At 62.2% G+C, this 19,052-nt stretch carries 26 protein-coding genes; 25 read left to right on the forward strand and 1 reads right to left on the reverse strand.

The window, feature by feature from the left end:
- Window positions 1–47: 47 nt before the first annotated feature.
- From LMTR3_RS27845 to LMTR3_RS27855, 3 genes are all read left to right on the forward strand, one after another.
- The gene (locus LMTR3_RS27845) at window positions 48–1,145 is read left to right on the forward strand and encodes a helix-turn-helix transcriptional regulator (RefSeq protein WP_065748159.1); all 1,098 of its coding nucleotides are present in this window, start codon (window positions 48–50) and stop codon (window positions 1,143–1,145) included.
- 246 nt (window positions 1,146–1,391) lie between these two features.
- Window positions 1,392–3,446 (forward strand): FAD-dependent oxidoreductase, encoded by a 2,055-nt coding sequence (locus LMTR3_RS27850; protein ID WP_065748265.1) that lies wholly within the window; start codon window positions 1,392–1,394, stop codon window positions 3,444–3,446.
- 161 nt (window positions 3,447–3,607) lie between these two features.
- Window positions 3,608–5,632, forward strand: coding sequence for an ABC transporter ATP-binding protein (locus LMTR3_RS27855; protein WP_065748160.1), 2,025 nt, complete (start codon window positions 3,608–3,610; stop codon window positions 5,630–5,632).
- 55 nt (window positions 5,633–5,687) lie between these two features.
- Here the strand turns inward: LMTR3_RS27855 and LMTR3_RS38690 are convergent, their stop codons facing one another.
- On the reverse strand, window positions 5,688–6,092 hold the full coding sequence (locus LMTR3_RS38690; RefSeq protein ID WP_176722004.1) for a hypothetical protein: 405 nt from the start codon (window positions 6,090–6,092) through the stop codon (window positions 5,688–5,690).
- A gap of 478 nt (window positions 6,093–6,570) precedes the next feature.
- Between LMTR3_RS38690 and rpsL the strand changes: the two genes are divergently transcribed.
- The 22 genes from rpsL to rplR all read left to right on the forward strand — a co-directional run bounded on the left by rpsL (window position 6,571) and on the right by rplR (window position 19,030).
- Window positions 6,571–6,942, forward strand: coding sequence for a 30S ribosomal protein S12 (rpsL, locus tag LMTR3_RS27865; protein ID WP_028349062.1), 372 nt, complete (start codon window positions 6,571–6,573; stop codon window positions 6,940–6,942).
- A gap of 15 nt (window positions 6,943–6,957) precedes the next feature.
- Window positions 6,958–7,428, forward strand: a complete 471-nt coding sequence (rpsG, locus tag LMTR3_RS27870) for a 30S ribosomal protein S7 (RefSeq protein ID WP_028349061.1) — start codon at window positions 6,958–6,960, stop codon at window positions 7,426–7,428.
- 29 nt (window positions 7,429–7,457) lie between these two features.
- On the forward strand, window positions 7,458–9,530 hold the full coding sequence (fusA, locus tag LMTR3_RS27875) for an elongation factor G (RefSeq protein ID WP_065748162.1): 2,073 nt from the start codon (window positions 7,458–7,460) through the stop codon (window positions 9,528–9,530).
- 40 nt (window positions 9,531–9,570) lie between these two features.
- Complete coding sequence (gene tuf, locus LMTR3_RS27880) at window positions 9,571–10,761, forward strand: elongation factor Tu (protein WP_065748163.1); 1,191 nt, start codon at window positions 9,571–9,573, stop codon at window positions 10,759–10,761.
- A gap of 93 nt (window positions 10,762–10,854) precedes the next feature.
- Window positions 10,855–11,163: a 30S ribosomal protein S10 gene (rpsJ, locus tag LMTR3_RS27885; protein WP_002712302.1), complete on the forward strand. Its 309-nt coding sequence runs from the start codon at window positions 10,855–10,857 to the stop codon at window positions 11,161–11,163.
- Window positions 11,164–11,215: 52 nt separating this feature from the next.
- On the forward strand, window positions 11,216–11,938 hold the full coding sequence (rplC, locus tag LMTR3_RS27890; RefSeq protein ID WP_057843579.1) for a 50S ribosomal protein L3: 723 nt from the start codon (window positions 11,216–11,218) through the stop codon (window positions 11,936–11,938).
- A gap of 1 nt (window position 11,939) precedes the next feature.
- A complete protein-coding gene (gene rplD, locus LMTR3_RS27895; protein WP_065748266.1) occupies window positions 11,940–12,560 on the forward strand; it encodes a 50S ribosomal protein L4 in 621 nt (206 codons plus the stop codon).
- The gene (locus LMTR3_RS27900) at window positions 12,557–12,856 is read left to right on the forward strand and encodes a 50S ribosomal protein L23 (RefSeq protein ID WP_028349056.1); all 300 of its coding nucleotides are present in this window, start codon (window positions 12,557–12,559) and stop codon (window positions 12,854–12,856) included. Before rplD ends, LMTR3_RS27900 begins: the two co-directional genes overlap by 4 nt.
- A gap of 12 nt (window positions 12,857–12,868) precedes the next feature.
- Complete coding sequence (gene rplB, locus LMTR3_RS27905) at window positions 12,869–13,702, forward strand: 50S ribosomal protein L2 (protein ID WP_028349055.1); 834 nt, start codon at window positions 12,869–12,871, stop codon at window positions 13,700–13,702.
- Window positions 13,703–13,714: 12 nt separating this feature from the next.
- Window positions 13,715–13,993, forward strand: coding sequence for a 30S ribosomal protein S19 (rpsS, locus tag LMTR3_RS27910; RefSeq protein WP_025588653.1), 279 nt, complete (start codon window positions 13,715–13,717; stop codon window positions 13,991–13,993).
- A gap of 10 nt (window positions 13,994–14,003) precedes the next feature.
- Window positions 14,004–14,390 (forward strand): 50S ribosomal protein L22, encoded by a 387-nt coding sequence (gene rplV / locus LMTR3_RS27915; protein ID WP_028349054.1) that lies wholly within the window; start codon window positions 14,004–14,006, stop codon window positions 14,388–14,390.
- A 19-nt stretch (window positions 14,391–14,409) separates the two neighbouring features.
- Window positions 14,410–15,114, forward strand: coding sequence for a 30S ribosomal protein S3 (gene rpsC / locus LMTR3_RS27920; protein WP_057843581.1), 705 nt, complete (start codon window positions 14,410–14,412; stop codon window positions 15,112–15,114).
- A 30-nt stretch (window positions 15,115–15,144) separates the two neighbouring features.
- Window positions 15,145–15,558 carry a 50S ribosomal protein L16 gene (gene rplP / locus LMTR3_RS27925; RefSeq protein ID WP_057843582.1) on the forward strand — a complete coding sequence of 138 codons (414 nt, stop codon included), beginning with the start codon at window positions 15,145–15,147 and terminating at the stop codon, window positions 15,556–15,558.
- Window positions 15,559–15,563: 5 nt separating this feature from the next.
- Window positions 15,564–15,770, forward strand: a complete 207-nt coding sequence (gene rpmC / locus LMTR3_RS27930; RefSeq protein ID WP_028349051.1) for a 50S ribosomal protein L29 — start codon at window positions 15,564–15,566, stop codon at window positions 15,768–15,770.
- 11 nt (window positions 15,771–15,781) lie between these two features.
- A complete protein-coding gene (rpsQ, locus tag LMTR3_RS27935; RefSeq protein WP_028349050.1) occupies window positions 15,782–16,030 on the forward strand; it encodes a 30S ribosomal protein S17 in 249 nt (82 codons plus the stop codon).
- An 84-nt stretch (window positions 16,031–16,114) separates the two neighbouring features.
- Window positions 16,115–16,483 (forward strand): 50S ribosomal protein L14, encoded by a 369-nt coding sequence (rplN, locus tag LMTR3_RS27940; protein ID WP_011473865.1) that lies wholly within the window; start codon window positions 16,115–16,117, stop codon window positions 16,481–16,483.
- Window positions 16,483–16,797, forward strand: a complete 315-nt coding sequence (rplX, locus tag LMTR3_RS27945; RefSeq protein ID WP_065748164.1) for a 50S ribosomal protein L24 — start codon at window positions 16,483–16,485, stop codon at window positions 16,795–16,797. The genes rplN and rplX overlap by 1 nt, the downstream gene beginning before the upstream one ends.
- Window positions 16,790–17,347, forward strand: a complete 558-nt coding sequence (gene rplE / locus LMTR3_RS27950) for a 50S ribosomal protein L5 (RefSeq protein ID WP_057843585.1) — start codon at window positions 16,790–16,792, stop codon at window positions 17,345–17,347. Before rplX ends, rplE begins: the two co-directional genes overlap by 8 nt.
- A gap of 43 nt (window positions 17,348–17,390) precedes the next feature.
- Entirely contained in the window at window positions 17,391–17,696 is a 306-nt protein-coding gene (gene rpsN, locus LMTR3_RS27955) for a 30S ribosomal protein S14 (RefSeq protein ID WP_028349047.1), read from the forward strand.
- Between the two features lie 14 nt (window positions 17,697–17,710).
- Entirely contained in the window at window positions 17,711–18,109 is a 399-nt protein-coding gene (gene rpsH / locus LMTR3_RS27960) for a 30S ribosomal protein S8 (protein WP_028349046.1), read from the forward strand.
- A 16-nt stretch (window positions 18,110–18,125) separates the two neighbouring features.
- Window positions 18,126–18,659, forward strand: a complete 534-nt coding sequence (gene rplF, locus LMTR3_RS27965) for a 50S ribosomal protein L6 (RefSeq protein WP_065748165.1) — start codon at window positions 18,126–18,128, stop codon at window positions 18,657–18,659.
- An 11-nt stretch (window positions 18,660–18,670) separates the two neighbouring features.
- Complete coding sequence (rplR, locus tag LMTR3_RS27970; protein ID WP_065728824.1) at window positions 18,671–19,030, forward strand: 50S ribosomal protein L18; 360 nt, start codon at window positions 18,671–18,673, stop codon at window positions 19,028–19,030.
- The last annotated feature ends 22 nt before the right edge of the window (window positions 19,031–19,052 follow it).

The raw sequence follows: 19,052 nt of genomic DNA on the forward strand, positions 1-19,052 counted from the left end.
AGTCGGGAAATGGCCTCCTGCCACAACTGTAATGTTTGCAATTCCCCATGAGCGAGCCGGCTCATTTTGAACCCCTGATCGACCGCATTTACGAGGCGGGGCTCATTCCGTCGCTTTGGCCGGCTGTGCTCGGCGAACTCAGTGCCGCGATCGGCGGGAACGGCGGCTTTCTGTTCGGCGTGCGCGACGGCTACACCAGCGCGGTCAATTCTGCCGAATATGACCAGCTCATGCCGGTTTTCTTGAACGACGGATGGAGCGAACGCGATCCAAATCTGCCGCGCGCCATTGCCCTCAATCATGCAGGCTTCGTCACTGACTATGACCTCCTCTCGGATGAGGAAATTGCGACCAACGACGTCTATTGCAATTTTTACCGCAAACACGGCCTTGGCTACCGCGCGGGGACGATCATTCCGATGCCGAGCGGCGATTCAATCGCGATCGTGATGCCGCGGCATCAGGATCACGGTCCGGTGCCTCGAGACGTCGTCAATCTGTTGGATGGGCTGCGGCCGCATCTGGCCCGGGCTTCGCTTGCGGCAAACCGCATCGGCTTCGAGCGCGCCCGTGCGCAGGCTGACGCGTTGCAGGTGCTTGGCCTGCCGGGCGCGGTGTTGCGCGGGCGTGGCCGGGTCTTTGCGGCGAACGGCTTGTTCGAAGCGCTGGTCCCTTCGCTGTTTCAGGATCGTATCGAGCGCGTCACGATGACGGATGTCACGGCGGATGTGCTGCTTGCGGAGGCGCTCGGTCCGCAGTCCCTTGCCGGCGGCCGCACCGTCAAGTCGATACCGATCGCTGCGACGGCAGACCGCGTGCCGATGGTGTTGCATGTCATCCCCGTGCGCGGCGATGCGCGCGATATCTTCACCCAGGCCACCGCGCTATTGGTGGTGACGCCGGTCGATCGCGCCGTGGTGCCGACGGCGGAAGTCCTGCAAGGCTTGTTCGACCTGACGCCGGCGGAGGCGCGTGTGGCGCGGGGCATCGGCCAGGCGGTGACCATCGATGCGCTTGCGGATGCCACCGGCGTCAATCGGGAGACGGTGCGCAGCCAGCTCAAGGCCGTGCTATCGAAGACTGGCCTGTCACGCCAGCAGGAGCTTGTCAGCCTGCTCGCCGGCAAGGCGTTCCGTGGCGAATAGACAACCGAGCCGTGCAGCACTGGAGTCGAAACGGCCGACCGTGCCGCTGCCAGAATACGGCGCCCGCAAGAATACGGTGCGAAGACAAAAGGTCGGCGCAAGCCGGCCTTCTTGCTGCTTTCTTTCATTGCTGCGTTGCGAGGACCTGCTTTGTTCATCTTCCCTTCAGGGTGAAAAGAGCTTTTGCTTGCGGTTTAGACCGGCTGATTTCCTATGGCAGGGGAGCCGGAGGGCGACGGAACTGACATGTTGGATCTTGCAATTGTAGGCGGCGGCCCAGGTGGCTTGATGAGCGCCTGGTACTTGAAGAAAAAGCTTGGCGATCTCTGCCGTGTCACGATTTACGAGGCGTCCGACCGCGTCGGCGGCAAGATCGTCTCGCGCAAATTCGATTCCGCGCCGGCGATGTATGAGGCGGGCGTCGCCGAAATCTACGATTATTCGATGACCGGCCCGGATCCCTTACGGGAACTGATCCAGCATTTCGGATTGCAGACCATACCGATGGACGCCGAGCAGGTGCACCTCGACGGCGTGCTGCTCAACGACGTGCCCGGCATGCGCCGCAAGTATGGCGAGAAGACCGCGGCTGCGATCGAGGCGTTCCGCAAGCGCTGCACCGACTTGGTGTCGCCGATCGAATATTACGAGGGCGTCGGCGCCCACGACAACGAGCATCCCTGGGCCTACATGACCTGCGAGGAGGTGCTCGACAAGGAAGTCGACGATCCCACGGCCAAACGCTTCTTCAAGGTGATGGCGCGCTCGGATATCGCAACCGAGGCCCACAACACCAACGGTCTGAATGCGCTGAAGAACTTCGTGATGGATATCGACGGCTATATCGGCCTGTACTCGATCCAGAATGGCAATGAGCAGTTGATCGAATGCCTGCGCTCGGAAGTCGACGCCGACATCGAACTCAATCACCGCGTGCTGAAGGTCGGAAAAACCGCTGCCGGCCGCTATCAGCTCAACATGATGAACGGGAAGGGGCCCGAGACACGGGATTTCGATCTGGTCCTGATGTGTTTGCCGCATTCATGGCTCGCCACCATGGGCTGGGACGGCGAGGAATTGCGCAAGTCGATGGTCAAGCACGTCGCGTATTTCGACCGTCCGGCGCATTACTTGCGGGTCTCGATCCTGTTCGACGAACCGTTCTGGGGCGAGAAGATCCCGGGCGCCTGGTTCATGTCGGAAGCGTTCGGCGGCTGCTGCGTCTACAACGAGGGTGCTCGCCACGACGTCGGCAGGCATGGCGTGCTGAACTGGCTGATCGCCGGCTCGGACGCGCTGGCATTTGCCAATCTCAGCGACCAGGAACTGATCGATGCCGCCATCAAGTCGCTGCCGGCTTCGTTCGGCAACGCCCGCGATCATTTCCTGGAAGGCAAGATTCACCGCTGGCTATCGTCGGTAAACGCGCTGCCCGGCGGCCTGCCGGTGCGCGACGTCATGACCAACCATCGCCCGGAGCCGAAACAGCATCCGGGAATCGTGGTGGTCGGCGATTATCTTTTCGATTCGACGCTGAACGGGCTGCTCGATTCCTCCGACGCCGCCACCGATATCATTCTGACCGAGATGATGCGGTTGCGCCGCGCGCGTGCGCAACAGGGCGAGGTGTCGCCCGACAAGATCGACCGCAGCTATTTCGAGAATTACCGTGGGCTTGGCCCCTACAGCGAAGTCTGGGGCCAGTTTACCGATCCGGACTATCTGACGGAACTGATCAAGATCGTCTGGAGCAGGGCCAAGGGTTACAAGCTCCTGGTCGCCGGCTCCGCCAGCGGCGAGTTGGTCGGCGCGCTGCGCGAGCGCGGCATCGATGCCTGGGGTATCGAGAACAACCGGGCGATCCACGCCAAGACGCCGAAGGCGCTGAAGAAGTTCAACAAGCTCGGCTCGGTCGTCGACATGCCGTTCAAGGACGACGAGTTCGATTTCGTGTTCGAGACCAGTCTGTGTCATGTCGCCGAAAAGCAGGTCCCGCGGGCGGTGCGCGAACTGAACCGCGTCGTGAAGACCGGCCTGGTGTTCGGGTCGGTGACTTCGGACATGGCCCCTGCACTGATCGACCGTTACGATCTGTTGCGCGGGGTGAAGAAGCTCGGCACCTGGTGGGAATGGTCTGAATTATTCTTCGGCAACGGATTCGACCTCTCGATGCACCGGCGCGACTGCACCGATGCGGTATGGGCAGCGACGCTGGCTGCCAACAAGGGGCCGGGGCAGTGGTATGCCGACGCCGACAGCCTGCGCTATTCGTTTTTTGACAAGGTCGAATCGGACGATTGAGCACCGACTGGTTGTATTGAGTGTGACCGCTCCGCTGAAGCAGAGCCGGTCACGCCAATGTTTGCCGAATTGATCCCTATCGCATAGAATCCTTGCGGTAGCGCCCGCCGCTGCCGCGTTCGATTTGCGGTCATGCCGGCCGTGCAGCATCGGTTGGTTTCATGGCGCCCAAGCCTCCGTCCTCGGATGATCAGAATCCCGCGCCGCCGGACGATCCCGAGCTTGCGAAGAAGCTCGCGGCCGGGGCTGCCGCTGCACCCGTTGTCGGCGGCAAGGCGGCCATCCCCCCCGACGCTGACAAGGACGACGAAGAGGACGAGATCGAGCTCGACGACGATGATGATGACGAGGACCTCGTCGTTTTCACCGCCAAGGAAGCCGCCGGCGCGATGGCGACCATCTACGGCTTCGTCAAGCCGTATCTGGGCAATTACAGGAAGCTGCTCGTCTTCGTGACGTTCGGCGTTCTCGTCGAGACACTGTTCAACGTCATCATGCCGTTGAGCCTGAAATTCCTGATCGACGATGCGCTGGGTGAAGAGGATTTTCAGGCGCTCTACAAGATCCTCGGCGTGCTCGCGGTCGCCGGTATCATCACCTCGATCATCGCGGTCTGGTACGAGCGCTGGGATGCGCGGCTGGCAGCGTGCGTCATTGCCGATGTGCGGACGCGGCTGTTCGAGCACGTCCAGAACCTGCCGGCGTCGTATTTTGCCCGTACCAAGCGCGGCGAAATCCTCTCGCGCTTCTCGATCGACCTCGCAGCCTTTGAGGGCTCGGTCAAGACGTTCGCCAACAGCGCCGCTTTGCCGTTCCTGGAACTGGTCGCCGGCATCATCCTGATGCTGTTTTTGAACTGGCAACTCGCGGCGGTCGCCCTCCTGGTATTCCCGATCACGCTGATCGGGCCGCGAATCCTGACGCCGAAGGCGGTGCAGGCGAATTACGAGCAGAAGCTCAATGAAGCGGCACTGCTCGGCACGGTGCAGGAAAACGTGGCTGCGCAGGCCGTGATCAAGGCGTTCAGCCTGCAGCGACGCACGCTCGGCTGGTTCACCATGCGCAACCAGGATGTGCGCATCAAGACGGCGTCCGCCGTGTTCCTGTCGACCATGGTGGAGCGCACCGTCACCATTTCGGTGCTGCTGCTGCATCTCGTGGTGCTGGCGATCGGCGCCTATCTCGCCACCAAGGGCCAGATCACCATCGGTACCTTCGTCACCTTCGAGAGCGCGTTCTGGGAGGTGTCCTACAACATCGCCCATTTGATGCATTTCATCCCGGTGTCGATCCAGTCGGCGGCGGCCGTGCGGCACATCCAGGAACTGCTGGATGAGCCGACACGGGGAGCCGACCGGCCGGGCGCGCCGGATTTGCCGCCGATCACCAACGACATCACCTTCGACCGCGTCACCTTTGCCTACGAAGGCAGCGAGACGCCGGTGCTCGACAATTTCAGCCTCAAGCTCAATGTCGGCAAGCGCATCGCGATCGTGGGGCCGAGCGGCTCGGGCAAGAGCACGCTGCTCAACCTGATCCTGCGTCTTTACACGGCGGACGAGGGGCGGGTGGCGATCGACGGCGTCGATATCCGCCGCGTGACCCGCGAGTCGCTGCGCGGAGGCATGGCCGTCGTGTTCCAGGAGAACATGCTGTTCAACATGTCGATCCGCGAGAACATCCGGCTCGGCAAGGAAGGCGCCACCGACAAGGAGGTCGAGGAAGCCGCGCGCAAGGCCGAGATTCACCGCTACATCATGAGCCTGCCGCAGAAATACGACACGCCGGTCGGCGAGCGCGGCGACACGCTATCCGGCGGCCAGCGCCAGCGCATCGCGATCGCGCGCGCCATCATCCGCAATCCCTCGCTGCTGCTGCTCGATGAAGCGACCTCGGCGCTCGACCAGACCACGGAAGCCGCGATCAACCGCACGCTGATGAAGGTGGCGGAAGGGCGCACCATGATCTGGTCGACCCACCGCCTGACGTCGGTGGTCGAGATGGACGAGATCATCGTGATTTCAGGCGGCAAGGCGATCGAGCGCGGCTCGCATGCGCAGTTGCTCGCGGCCAACGGCGTCTATCGCAAGCTCTGGGACGACCAGGGCCACACGCCGTATAACGCCGCCGCTCAGGCCGACGTCGACGACGAAGACGACGACGATGAGGACGACGACGAGGAGTGAGCAGGGCGGGTTGACCGCGGGCTGACGCATGCGCCGGGTAGGCGAATCGCGTGATCTAGTTTTTCGCCGTGGTGGCCGAGTGCCGCACCGAATCGGCGATTCTGGTCGGGTAGAAGCGGCCGAGCTGCTCGTTGCCGCTGATTTTTCCGGATGCGGAAGTCGAATGGGATGGACCTGATGCCCCGCGCGCCCGAGCATGGCGGCCGCGGTCGAACCGGCGAGGCCGCCGCCGATGATCGCAATATCGGTGTGTTTCACGAAGAATTCCGGCCCTGTTGCGCAAGTTTTGCACCCGGAAATGCAATAAGGGCTTGGCCGGGAAAAACTGGAACCAGAAAATTGTGTTTCTGACTATATTTACCCGGATAAAAATATGCGACTCGATCCACGCCGAAGAGGGCAGGCATCGCCATTTCGGCTTTTCCGATTTCGTGACAAACGCCGAATCCACAGACGCCATAGGCGTTTCCAGCGTTCTCGTTTTGCTTGACTTAGCTATCCACCGCTTATAGAAGACGCCCACTTAACGACAGGCGGTGAGCTACGCCAGCGTCGGAACGGATCACCCTTTCAAATCCTTATGGGCAATTCCTAAAGGTATTGGACGGGCACCAACCTCGACGAATGCCGCTCAAACGCTGTCGATCATATAGCTAGGCAATGCCAGGACGATTTTAGTTCTCTTGAGCACGTCCTCTTGAGAGTGAACTCGGGTGCATGATCTCGGTAGCGGGCCGGACAGCGAACGCTGATCGGCCTTAATTCGCGATCCTCTGTGGCGTCGAAGCGCTTTCCGCTCAGCGATGGGTGGTTGGCGCGATTTCGTTTTGCGCGAATGTTTTTTTCGCGTGAGGCGGGCCGAACGGAACGGCTAGTTCCGAGAAGAATTTACGAAAGCCATTCCAGGTTTTCGCGTGAACTAAAGGGTGAAGGCTGACATGCCGACGATCAACCAGCTGATCGCTAATCCGCGTATGGTGCAGAAGTCGCGCAAGAAGGTGCCGGCGCTGCAGCAGTCGCCGCAGAAGCGCGGCGTCTGTACGCGCGTCTACACCACGACCCCGAAGAAGCCGAACTCGGCGCTTCGTAAGGTCGCCAAGGTGCGCCTGACCAACGGCTTCGAAGTGATCGGCTACATCCCGGGTGAGGGCCATAACCTTCAGGAGCACTCGGTGGTCATGATCCGCGGCGGCCGCGTCAAGGACTTGCCCGGCGTGCGCTACCACATCCTCCGCGGCGTCCTCGATACCCAGGGCGTCAAGAACCGTAAGCAGCGCCGTTCGAAGTACGGCGCGAAGCGTCCGAAATAAGCGGGAACAGACACGATGTCTCGTCGCCATTCTGCCGAAAAGCGTGAAGTCAACCCGGATCCGAAGTTCGGGAACATCATCATTACGAAGTTCATGAACTCGATCATGTACGACGGCAAGAAGTCCGCCGCCGAAAACATCGTCTATGGCGCGCTCGCCATGATCGAGGCCAAGACCAAGCAGGGGCCGCTCACGGTGTTCGAGCAGGCGCTGGAAAACGTCATGCCGACCATTGAAGTGCGGTCGCGCCGCGTCGGTGGCGCCACCTATCAGGTGCCGGTCGAAGTGCGTTCGGTCCGCCGCCAGGCGCTGGGCATTCGCTGGCTGATCACGGCCGCGCGCGAGCGCAACGAAAAGACGATGACGGAGCGGCTCTCGGCCGAGTTGCTCGACGCGTCGAACAACCGGGGAAACGCCGTCAAGAAGCGTGAAGACGTGCACCGGATGGCGGAAGCCAACCGCGCCTTCTCGCATTATCGCTGGTAACGGCGAAGAACGGATTTAAGGAACAGCCCATGCCCCGCCAACATGCCATCGAGGACTACCGTAACTTCGGTATCATGGCGCATATCGACGCCGGCAAGACCACGACCACCGAGCGCATCCTCTACTACACCGGCAAGAGCCACAAGATCGGCGAAGTGCACGAAGGTGCCGCGACGATGGACTGGATGGAGCAGGAGCAGGAGCGTGGCATCACGATCACCTCGGCTGCGACCACCGCGTTCTGGAACGGCAAGCGCCTGAACATCATCGACACGCCCGGCCACGTCGACTTCACCATTGAAGTCGAGCGTTCGCTGCGCGTGCTCGACGGCGCGGTATGCGTGCTCGATTCCAACCAGGGCGTCGAACCGCAGACCGAAACCGTCTGGCGCCAGGGCGACAAGTACAAGGTTCCGCGCATCGTCTTCGCCAACAAGATGGACAAGACCGGCGCCGACTTCTTCAAGTGTCTGGCCGACATCGTCGACCGCCTCGGCGCCAAGCCGATCGCGATCCAGCTCCCGATCGGCGCCGAGAACAACTTCAAGGGCCTCGTCGATCTCGTGAAGATGCAGGGCATCATCTGGAACGATGAATCGCTCGGCGCCAAGTTCGACTATGTCGACATCCCGGCCGACCTCGTCGACCAGGCCAAGGAATACCGCGAGAAGATGGTGGAAGCCGCCGTCGAGCTCGACGACGACGCCATGGCCGCTTACCTCGACGGCAAGGAGCCGGACGAGGCGACGCTGAAGAAGCTGATCCGCAAGGCCGTGCTGACCGGCGCGTTCTATCCGGTGCTGTGCGGCTCGGCGTTCAAGAACAAGGGCGTGCAGCCGCTGCTCGACGCCGTCGTCGACTACCTGCCGTCGCCGATCGACGTGCCCGCGATCAAGGGTACCGACGATGACGGCAACGAAGTGGTGCGCAAGGCCGACGACAAGGAGCCGCTGGCTCTGCTCGCGTTCAAGATCATGGACGACCCGTTCGTCGGTACCATCACCTTCTGCCGCATCTATTCGGGCATCCTGCAGTCGGGCACCGGGGTCATCAATTCGACCCGCGAGAAGAAAGAGCGTATCGGCCGCATGCTGTTGATGCATGCGAACAACCGCGAAGACATCAAGGAAGCCTATGCCGGCGACATCGTCGCACTGGCGGGCCTGAAGGAAGCGCGCACCGGTGATACGCTGTGCGACTCCGACAAGCCGGTGATTCTGGAAAAGATGGAATTCCCGGAGCCGGTGATCGAAATCGCGATCGAGCCGAAGTCGAAGGCCGACCAGGAAAAGCTCGGCGTCGCGTTGGCGAAGCTCGCTGCCGAAGATCCGTCGTTCCGCGTGTCGACCGACCAGGAGTCCGGCCAGACCATCTTGAAGGGCATGGGCGAACTCCATCTCGACATCAAGGTCGACATCCTGAAGCGCACCTACAAGGTCGATGCCAACATCGGCGCGCCGCAGGTGGCGTTCCGCGAGCGGGTCACCAAGCGCGCTGAAGTCAAGTACACGCACAAGAAGCAGACCGGCGGTACCGGTCAGTTCGCCGAAGTGTCGCTCATCGTGGAGCCGAACGAGCCCGGCAAAGGCTACGAGTTCGAGTCCAAGATCGTCGGCGGTGCGGTGCCGAAGGAATACATCCCCGGCGTCGAAAAGGGCCTCAACAGCGTGATGGGCTCGGGCGTGGTCGCCGGCTTCCCGGTGGTCGACGTCAAGGTCCAGCTCGTCGACGGCAAGTACCACGACGTCGACTCGTCGGCGCTGGCCTTCGAAATCGCATCGCGCGCGGCATTCCGCGAAGCGCTGCAGAAGGGCAAGTCTGTTCTGCTCGAGCCGATCATGAAGGTCGAGGTGGTGACCCCGGAAGACTATACCGGTTCGGTCATCGGCGACCTGAATTCCCGGCGCGGCCAGATCCAGGGCCAGGACATGCGGGGCAACGCCAACGTCATCAACGCGATGGTGCCGCTCATGAACATGTTCGGGTACGTGAATAACCTGCGCTCGATGAGCCAGGGACGCGCGACCTTCACGATGCAATTCGATCACTACGCTGAAGCGCCGGCGAACGTGTCGGCAGAAGTCCAGAAGAAGTTTGCCTGATTGTCGTTGGTTGCAAGCTAACGACTGAACGGAGAGTCAAATGGCCAAAGCAAAGTTTGAACGTACTAAACCGCACTGCAACATCGGAACCATCGGTCACGTTGACCATGGCAAGACATCGCTGACCGCAGCGATCACCAAGGTGCTGGCTGAAACCGGCGGTGCGACGTTCACGGCGTACGACCAGATCGACAAGGCGCCGGAAGAGAAGGCGCGCGGCATCACCATCTCGACCGCTCACGTCGAGTATGAGACGACGAACCGCCACTATGCCCACGTCGACTGCCCCGGCCACGCCGACTATGTGAAGAACATGATCACCGGCGCCGCCCAGATGGACGGTGCGATCCTGGTCGTGTCGGCCGCCGACGGCCCGATGCCGCAGACCCGCGAGCACATCCTGCTCGCCCGTCAGGTCGGCGTCCCCGCGCTCGTCGTGTTCCTGAACAAGTGCGACATGGTCGACGATCCGGAGCTGCTCGAGCTCGTCGAGCTCGAAGTTCGCGAACTGCTCTCGAAGTATGAATTCCCGGGCGACAAGATCCCGATCATCAAGGGCTCGGCGCTCGCCGCCCTCGAAGACAAGGACAAGAAGCTCGGCCACGACGCCATCCTCGAGCTGATGCGCAATGTCGACGAATACATTCCGCAGCCGGAGCGTCCGGTCGACCAGCCGTTCCTGATGCCGGTGGAAGACGTGTTCTCGATCTCGGGCCGCGGCACCGTCGTCACCGGCCGTGTCGAGCGCGGCATCATCAAGGTCGGCGAGGAAATCGAAATCGTAGGCCTCCGCGACACCCAGAAGACCATCGTCACGGGCGTCGAAATGTTCCGCAAGCTGCTCGATCAGGGCCAGGCCGGCGACAACATCGGCGCGCTGCTCCGCGGCACCAAGCGCGAGGAAGTCGAGCGTGGCCAGGTGCTGGCGAAGCCGGGTTCGGTCAAGCCGCACACCAAGTTCAAGGCTGAGGCCTACATCCTGACCAAGGAAGAGGGCGGTCGTCACACCCCGTTCTTCACCAACTACCGGCCCCAGTTCTACTTCCGCACCACCGACGTGACCGGCGTCGTGCACCTGCCCGAAGGCACCGAGATGGTGATGCCGGGCGACAACATCGCGATGGAAGTGCACCTGATCGTGCCGATCGCAATGGAAGAAAAGCTGCGCTTCGCGATCCGCGAGGGCGGCCGCACCGTCGGCGCCGGCGTCGTCGCCGCCATCATCGAATAAGCGAATAGGGAATGGCGAGTAGCGAGTGGACCAGCTCCATTCGCTACTCGCTGCTCACCACTCGCCCTACGCGACAAAGAAAGACAAACGGCAATGAACGGCCAAAATATTCGCATCCGTCTCAAGGCGTTCGACCATCGAATCCTCGATACGTCGACCCGCGAGATCGTGAACACGGCGAAACGTACCGGTGCCCAGGTTCGCGGACCCATTCCGCTGCCCACCCGCATCGAGAAGTTCACCGTCAACCGTTCGCCGCACGTCGACAAGAAGAGCCGCGAGCAATTCGAGATGCGCACCCACAAGCGCCTTCTCGACATTGTCGACCCGACCCCGCAGACCGTCGACGCTTTGATGAAGCTCGATCTGGCCGCCGGTGTCGACGTCGAGATCAAGCTCTAAGATTTTTTAGCTCGTCCGAATTTAGCGGACAGAAAGAACAGGAAGCACGCCGATGCGCTCCGGAGTGATCGCACAAAAGGTCGGGATGACGCGGGTCTTTACGGAGGCCGGCGAACATATCCCTGTGACCGTGCTGAAGCTGGGCAATTGCCAGGTGCTGGGCCACCGCACGACCGAAAAGAACGGTTACGTCGCGCTGCAGCTCGGTGCGGGCACCCGCAAGACCGTGTATCTGCCGAAGGCGGAGCGCGGCCAATTTGCCGCGGCCAAGGTCGAGCCCAAGCGGAAAGTCGCCGAATTTCGCGTCTCGGAAGATGCGCTGATTCCCGTTGGCGCCGAGATCCAGGCGGACCATTTTGTGGTCGGCCAGTTCGTCGACGTCACCGGCACCTCGGTTGGTAAGGGTTTTGCCGGCGGCATGAAGCGCTGGAATTTCGGCGGCCTGCGCGCCACCCACGGTGTGTCGGTTTCGCACCGTTCGATCGGTTCGACCGGCGGACGTCAGGATCCCGGCAAGACCTTCAAGAACAAGAAGATGCCCGGTCACATGGGTGTCGATCGCATCACCACGCTCAATTTGCGTGTGGTGCAGACCGACGTCGAGCGCGGTCTGATCCTGGTCGAGGGTGCCGTTCCCGGCTCCAAGGGCGGCTGGATCTCGGTGCGCGACGCCGTGAAGAAGCCGTTGCCGAAGGAAGCTCCGAAGCCCGGCAAGTTTAGGGTTGCTGGCGGTGAGCAGGCTGCTGCTGCGCCGGCCGAGCAGGAGGGCGCGTGAGATGGAACTGAAAGTCACGACGCTTGAAGGTAAGGAAGCCGGATCGGTCCAGCTCTCGGACGCGATCTTCGGTCTCGAGCCGCGCGCCGACATCATCCAGCGTTGCGTGCAATGGCAGCTCAACAAGCGCCAGGCCGGCACGCACAAGGCGAAGGGCCGCGCCGAAATCTGGCGCACCGGCAAGAAAATGTACAAGCAGAAGGGCACCGGCGGCGCCCGTCACGGCTCGGCCCGCGTGCCGCAGTTCCGCGGCGGTGGCCGTGCGTTCGGTCCGGTGGTTCGCTCCCACGCGACCGACCTGCCGAAGAAGGTGCGCGCACTGGCGCTCAAGCATGCGCTGTCGGCGAAAGCCAAGGACGGCGGCCTGGTCGTGATCGACAGCGCGCAGGTCAAGGAAGCCAAGACCAAGGCGCTTGTCGGCCATTTCAACGGCCTTGGGCTCACCAACGCGCTGATCATCGACGGTGCCGAGCTCAACAACGGTTTCGCGACCGCGGCCCGCAACATTCCGAACATCGACGTGCTGCCGATCCAGGGCATCAACGTCTACGACATTCTGCGCCGTCAGAAGCTCGTGCTGACGAAGGCGGCAGTCGATGCGCTGGAGGCGCGCTTCAAATGAAGAACATCGATCCGCGCCATTACGACGTGATCGTAGCCCCCGTCGTCACCGAAAAGGCGACGGTTGCATCCGAGCACAACAAGGTCGTGTTCAAGGTCGCCAGCAAGGCGACCAAGCCGCAAATCAAGGAAGCCGTCGAGAAGCTGTTCGACGTCAAGGTGAAGAGCGTGAATACACTGGTCCGCAAGGGCAAGACCAAGGTGTTCCGCGGCAATTTCGGTTCGCAGTCGGACGTCAAGCGGGCTGTCGTGACCCTCGAAGAGGGCCACCGCATCGACGTCACCACCGGACTATAAGGCGACACAGCGATGGCATTGAAAACATACAATCCGACGACGCCGGGCCAGCGCCAACTGGTGATGGTCGACCGTTCGGCGCTCTACAAGGGCAAGCCGGTGAAGGCGCTGACCGAGGGCAAGCTCGGCAACGGCGGCCGCAACAACACCGGCCGCATCACCGTGCGCTTCCGCGGCGGCGGCCACAAGAAGGCCTACCGCCTGGTGGACTTCAAGCGGAACAAGGTCGACGTTCCCGCCGTCGTGGAGCGGCTGGAATATGATCCGAACCGCACCGCGTTCATCGCGCTGATCAAGTATCAGGACGGCGAGCAGGCCTACATCCTGGCGCCGCAGCGGCTGGCCGTGGGCGACACGGTGGTTGCCGGCAATTATGTCGACGTGAAGCCCGGCAACGTCATGCCGCTCGGCAACATGCCGGTCGGCACGATCGTCCACAACATCGAGATGAAGATCGGGAAGGGCGGCCAGATCGCCCGTTCCGCCGGTACCTACGCCCAGATCGTCGGCCGCGACCAGGAATACGTCATTCTGCGCCTGAACTCGGGCGAGCAGCGCCTGGTGCACGGCCGTTGCCGCGGCACCATCGGTGCGGTGTCGAACCCCGATCACATGAACATTTCGATCGGCAAGGCCGGCCGTACCCGTTGGCTGGGCTGGCGTCCGCATAACCGCGGCGTCGTCATGAACCCGATCGACCATCCGCACGGCGGCGGCGAAGGCCGCACCTCGGGCGGCCGCCACCCGGTCACGCCGTGGGGCAAGCCGACCAAGGGCAAGAAGACCCGTTCGAATAAGTCGACCAATCGATTCATCCTCCTAAGCCGCCACAAGCGGAAGAAGTAAGGAACGCCGGACATGGTTCGTTCAGTCTGGAAAGGCCCGTTCGTCGAAGCCTCTCTGCTCAAGAAGGCAGATGCTGCGCGCGCGTCCGGCCGTCACGACGTCATCAAGATCTGGAGCCGCCGCTCGACCATCCTGCCGCAGTTCGTCGGCCTGGTGTTCGGCGTCTACAACGGCCAGAAGCACGTGCCGGTCTCGGTCAACGAGGAAATGGTGGGTCACAAGTTCGGCGAGTTCTCGCCGACCCGTACCTTCCATGGCCACTCTGGCGACAAGAAAGCCAAGAAGGCTTGAGGAATAGACGATGAGCAAACCAAAGCGCGAACGTAGCCTCGCGGACAACGAGGCCAAGGCAGTCGCCCGGATGCTGCGCGTCAGCCCGCAGAAGCTCAATCTTGTCGCGCAGTTGATCCGCGGCCGGAAGGCGTCTGCTGCGCTCGCCGACCTGCAGTTCTCGCGCAAGCGGATCGCGGTCGACGTCAAGAAGTGCCTGGAATCGGCGATCGCGAACGCCGAGAACAACCATGACCTCGAGGTCGACGATCTCGTCGTCGCCGAGGCCCATGTCGGCAACGGCATCGTCATGAAGCGTTTTTCGCCCCGCGGCCGTGGCCGTTCGGGCCGTATCTATAAACCGTTCTCGCACCTGACCATCGTGGTTCGTCAGGTCGAGGCCGAGGCAAGCGCTTAAAGCGGCGCAGGAGAAAACGATGGGTCAAAAGATCAATCCAATCGGACTGCGTCTCGGCATCAACCGCACGTGGGATTCGCGTTGGTTCGCCGGCAAGAACGAATACGGCAAGCTCTTGCATGAAGACGTCAAGATCCGCGAGATCCTGCACAAGGAGCTCAAGCAGGCGGCCGTCGCCCGCATCGTGATCGAGCGTCCGCACAAGAAGTGCCGCGTGACGATCCACTCGGCGCGTCCGGGCGTCGTGATCGGCAAGAAGGGCGCCGACATCGACAAGCTGCGCAAGCGGGTTGCCGACATCACGGCTTCCGATGTCGTGATCAACATCGTCGAAATCCGCAAGCCCGAACTCGACGCCACCCTGGTTGCCGAATCGATTGCGCAGCAGCTCGAGCGCCGTGTCGCTTTCCGCCGCGCCATGAAGCGGGCGGTGCAATCGGCGATGCGTCTTGGCGCCGAAGGCATCCGCATCAACTGCTCGGGCCGTCTCGGCGGCGCCGAAATCGCGCGCATGGAGTGGTATCGTGAGGGCCGCGTGCCGCTGCACACGCTGCGCGCCGACGTCGATTACGGCGTGGCGACGGCGTTCACGACGTTCGGCACCTGCGGTGTCAAGGTCTGGATCTTCAAGGGCGAAATCCTCGAGCACGATCCGATGGCCCAGGACAAGAAGATGGCCGAAGGCGATACCGCGCGTCCGCGCCGCGACACCGCCGCAGCGTGAGACATTAGGAAGGTTTGAGGGCTCAAAGCCATGATGCAACCAAAGAAAACGAAGTTCCGGAAGGCGCATAAGGGCCGTATCCACGGCGTTGCGACTTCGGGTGCGACGTTGTCGTTCGGCCAGTTCGGCCTGAAGGCGATGGCGCCCGAGCGCGTCACTGCCCGCCAGATCGAAGCCGCGCGCCGCGCGCTGACCCGCCACATGAAGCGCGCCGGCCGCGTCTGGATCCGCGTGTTCCCGGACGTGCCGGTGTCGAAGAAGCCCGCCGAAGTCCGCATGGGCTCCGGCAAGGGTACGCCGGAATTGTGGGTGGCGCGGGTCAAGCCCGGCCGGGTGATTTTCGAGATCGACGGCGTCAACGTGCAGACCGCGAAGGAAGCGCTCACGCTCGCCGCCGCCAAGCTGCCGATCAAGACGCGCTTCGTCGCGCGCATTGCGGAGTAACCGTCATGGCCCCGATGAAAGTTGAAGACATCCGCGCGATGAGCGACGACCAGAGGGAGGATGCCGTCCTCAATCTGAAGAAGGAACGCTTCAACCTGCGTTTCCAGCGCGCCACCGGGCAGTTGGAAAACACCTCGCGGCTGCGCGAAGCCCGCCGCGATATCGCCCGCATCAAGACCATCGCCGCGCAGGTTCGCGCGAAGAAGAAGTAAGAGGCCGTATTATGCCGAAACGTACCCTTCAGGGCGTGGTCGTGAGCGACAAGCAAGCCAAGACGGTGGTGGTGCGCGTCGATCGCCGCTTCACCCATCCGATCTACAAGAAGACGATCCGCCGCTCCAAGAACTACCACGCGCATGACGAGAACGGCGAGTTCAAGCCGGGCGACATGGTGTGGATCGAGGAGAGCAAGCCGATCTCGAAGTTGAAGCGCTGGACCGTGGTCCGGGGCGAACAGAAGAAAACCGCCTGAGATTCGTTCGGCCTGGCCGGATGAGTAATCAGGAAAATTTTAGGCGCTAATTCGAGCGCATCAGAAAGAGGACGAGGTGCATCAATGATTCAGATGCAGACCAACCTCGACGTGGCCGACAATTCAGGCGCACGCCGTGTCATGTGCATCAAGGTGCTGGGGGGCTCCAAGCGCCGCTATGCCACCGTGGGCGACGTTATCGTCGTGTCGATCAAGGAAGCGATTCCGCGCGGCAAGGTGAAGAAGGGCGACGTGATGAAGGCCGTCGTGGTGCGGGTCCGCAAGGACATCCGCCGCGCCGACGGTTCGGTCATCCGCTTCGACCGCAACGCCGCCGTCTTGATCAACAACCAGTCGGAGCCGGTCGGCACCCGTATCTTCGGGCCGGTGCCGCGTGAGCTTCGCGCCAAGAACCACATGAAAATCATTTCGCTTGCGCCGGAGGTGCTGTGATGGCTGCCAAGATCCGGAAAGGTGACAAGGTCATGGTGATGACCGGTCGTGACAAGGGTCGCACCGGCGAAGTATTCGAGGTCCGCCCCGCCGAGAACAAGGCGCTGGTGCGCGGCGTCAACCTGGTGAAGCGTCACCAGAAGCAGACCCAGAACCAGGAAGGCGGCATCATCTCCAAGGAGTCGCCGATCCACCTGTCCAACCTCGCCTATGTCGGCAAGGACGGAAAGCCGACCCGCGTGGGCTTCAAGATTCAGGCTGATGGCAAGAAGGTACGCATTGCCAAGAGCTCGGGAGCAGAGATCGATGGCTGATACCGCTTACGTGCCGCGCCTGCGCGCGGAGTATGACAAGAGCATTCGCGGCAAGCTGACCGAACAGTTCGGCTATGCCAACGTCATGCAGGTGCCGCGGCTGGACAAGGTCGTGCTCAACATGGGCGTCGGCGATGCCGTCAACGACCGCAAAAAGGCCGAGACCGCGGCTGGCGAACTGACGCAGATCGCCGGCCAGAAGGCGATCGTGACCTATTCGCGGATAGCGATCGCGACCTTCAAGCTGCGCGAGAACCAGCCGATCGGCTGCAAGGTCACGCTGCGCAAGGCGCGGATGTACGAGTTCATCGATCGCCTGGTGAACGTGGCGTTGCCGCGCGTGCGCGACTTCCGTGGCCTCAACCCGAAGAGCTTCGACGGCCGCGGCAACTACTCGCTCGGCCTCAAGGAGCACATCATTTTCCCCGAAATCGATTTCGACAAGGTTTCGGAAGCCCGCGGCATGGACATCACGGTCTGCACCACGGCGAAGACCGACGACGAGGCGCGCGCCTTGTTGACCGCATTCAATTTCCCGTTCCGGCAGTGAGACGCAGCTAAGCCTCTCAAACGCGGAAACCCAGGAGCCAAGCATGGCAAAGAAGAGTTCGATCGAGAAGAACAACCGGCGCAAGCGGATGGCCAAGAACGCCGCCCCGCAGCGTGCGAAGCTGAAGGCGATCATCGCCGACAAGACCAAGCCGATGGAAGAGCGGTTTGCGGCGACGCTGAAGCTCGCCCAGATGCCGCGCAACTCGTCGACCACGCGGATTCGCAACCGCTGCGAGCTGACCGGCCGCCCGCGCTCGAACTACCGCAAGAACAAGCTTTCCCGCATCGCGCTGCGTGAACTCGGCTCCAAGGGCCTGGTTCCCGGGCTCGTGAAGTCGAGCTGGTAAGGAGGGTCGTCACGATGTCAACGCACGATCCGATCTCCGATCTCATCACCCGCATCCGCAACGCGCAGATGCGTTCGAAGTCCAAGGTCTCGACCCCGGGCTCGAAGATGCGCGCCAGCGTGCTCGAAGTGCTGAAGGCCGAGGGCTACATCCGCGGCTATGCCAGCGTGGAGCATGCTTCGGGCCGCAGCGAACTCGAGATCGAGTTGAAGTATTTCGACGGCGAGCCCGTCATTCGCGAGATCGAGCGGGTCTCGAAGCCGGGCCGCCGGGTCTACGCTTCGGTGAAGAACCTGCCGCGCGTGAACAACGGTCTCGGCATTTCGGTGTTGTCGACGCCGAAGGGAATCATGGCCGACCACGCCGCGCGAGACGCGAATGTGGGCGGCGAAGTTCTCTTCACGGTGTTCTGAGGAAGGATTTTTAGCCATGTCACGTGTTGGCAAGCGGCCTGTGGCGATCCCGTCCGGTGTGACGGCGACCGTCGAGGGACAGACCGTCAAGGTGAAGGGGCCGAAGGGCCAGCTTCAGTTCGTCGTGCATGACGACGTCGAGGTGAAGTTCGACAAGGGCGAGGTCAAGGTCGCGCCGAAATTCAAGACCAACCGCGCGCAGGCCATGTATGGCACCGCGCGCGCGCAGGTGGCGAACCTGGTCGAGGGTGTCACCAAGGGTTTTGAGAAGAAGCTCGAGATCACCGGCGTCGGCTATCGCGCCGCGATGCAGGGCAAGAACCTGCAGCTCGCGCTCGGCTACAGCCACGACGTGGTCTATGCGATCCCGGAAGGCATCACCATCGCGGTGCCGAAGCCGACCGAGATCACGATTTCGGGCACCGATTCCCAGCGCGTCGGGCAGGTCGCCGCCGAGATCCGCGCCTACCGTCCGCCGGAGCCCTACAAGGGCAAGGGCGTGAAGTACGCCAACGAATTCATCTTCCGCAAGGAAGGCAAGAAGAAGTAACGGAGCCGGTCATGTCACTCAAGGTCACGAATGCCCGGCGCAAACAGCGCGTGCGCAACTCGCTGCGCCGGTCCGCCAATGGACGCCCGCGTCTGTCGGTGTTCCGGTCGTCGAAGCACATCTACGCCCAGGTCATCGACGACCTGAAGGGCGAGACGCTGGCTTCCGCCTCGTCGCTGGAAAAGACCATGCGCGAGGCCGGCAACACCGGCGCCAACATCGATGCGGCCAAGGCCGTCGGCAAGCTGCTGGCGGAACGCGCCGTGAAGAACGGCGTCAAGGAAGTGGTGTTCGATCGCGGCAGCTATCTCTACCACGGGCGCGTCAAGGCGCTCGCGGACGCCGCCCGCGAAAGCGGACTGAGCTTCTAACGAAACGGTTTTGGATAATTAC

The sequence above is a fragment of the Bradyrhizobium sp. LMTR 3 genome (assembly GCF_001693485.1).
Taxonomy (GTDB): domain Bacteria; phylum Pseudomonadota; class Alphaproteobacteria; order Rhizobiales; family Xanthobacteraceae; genus Bradyrhizobium.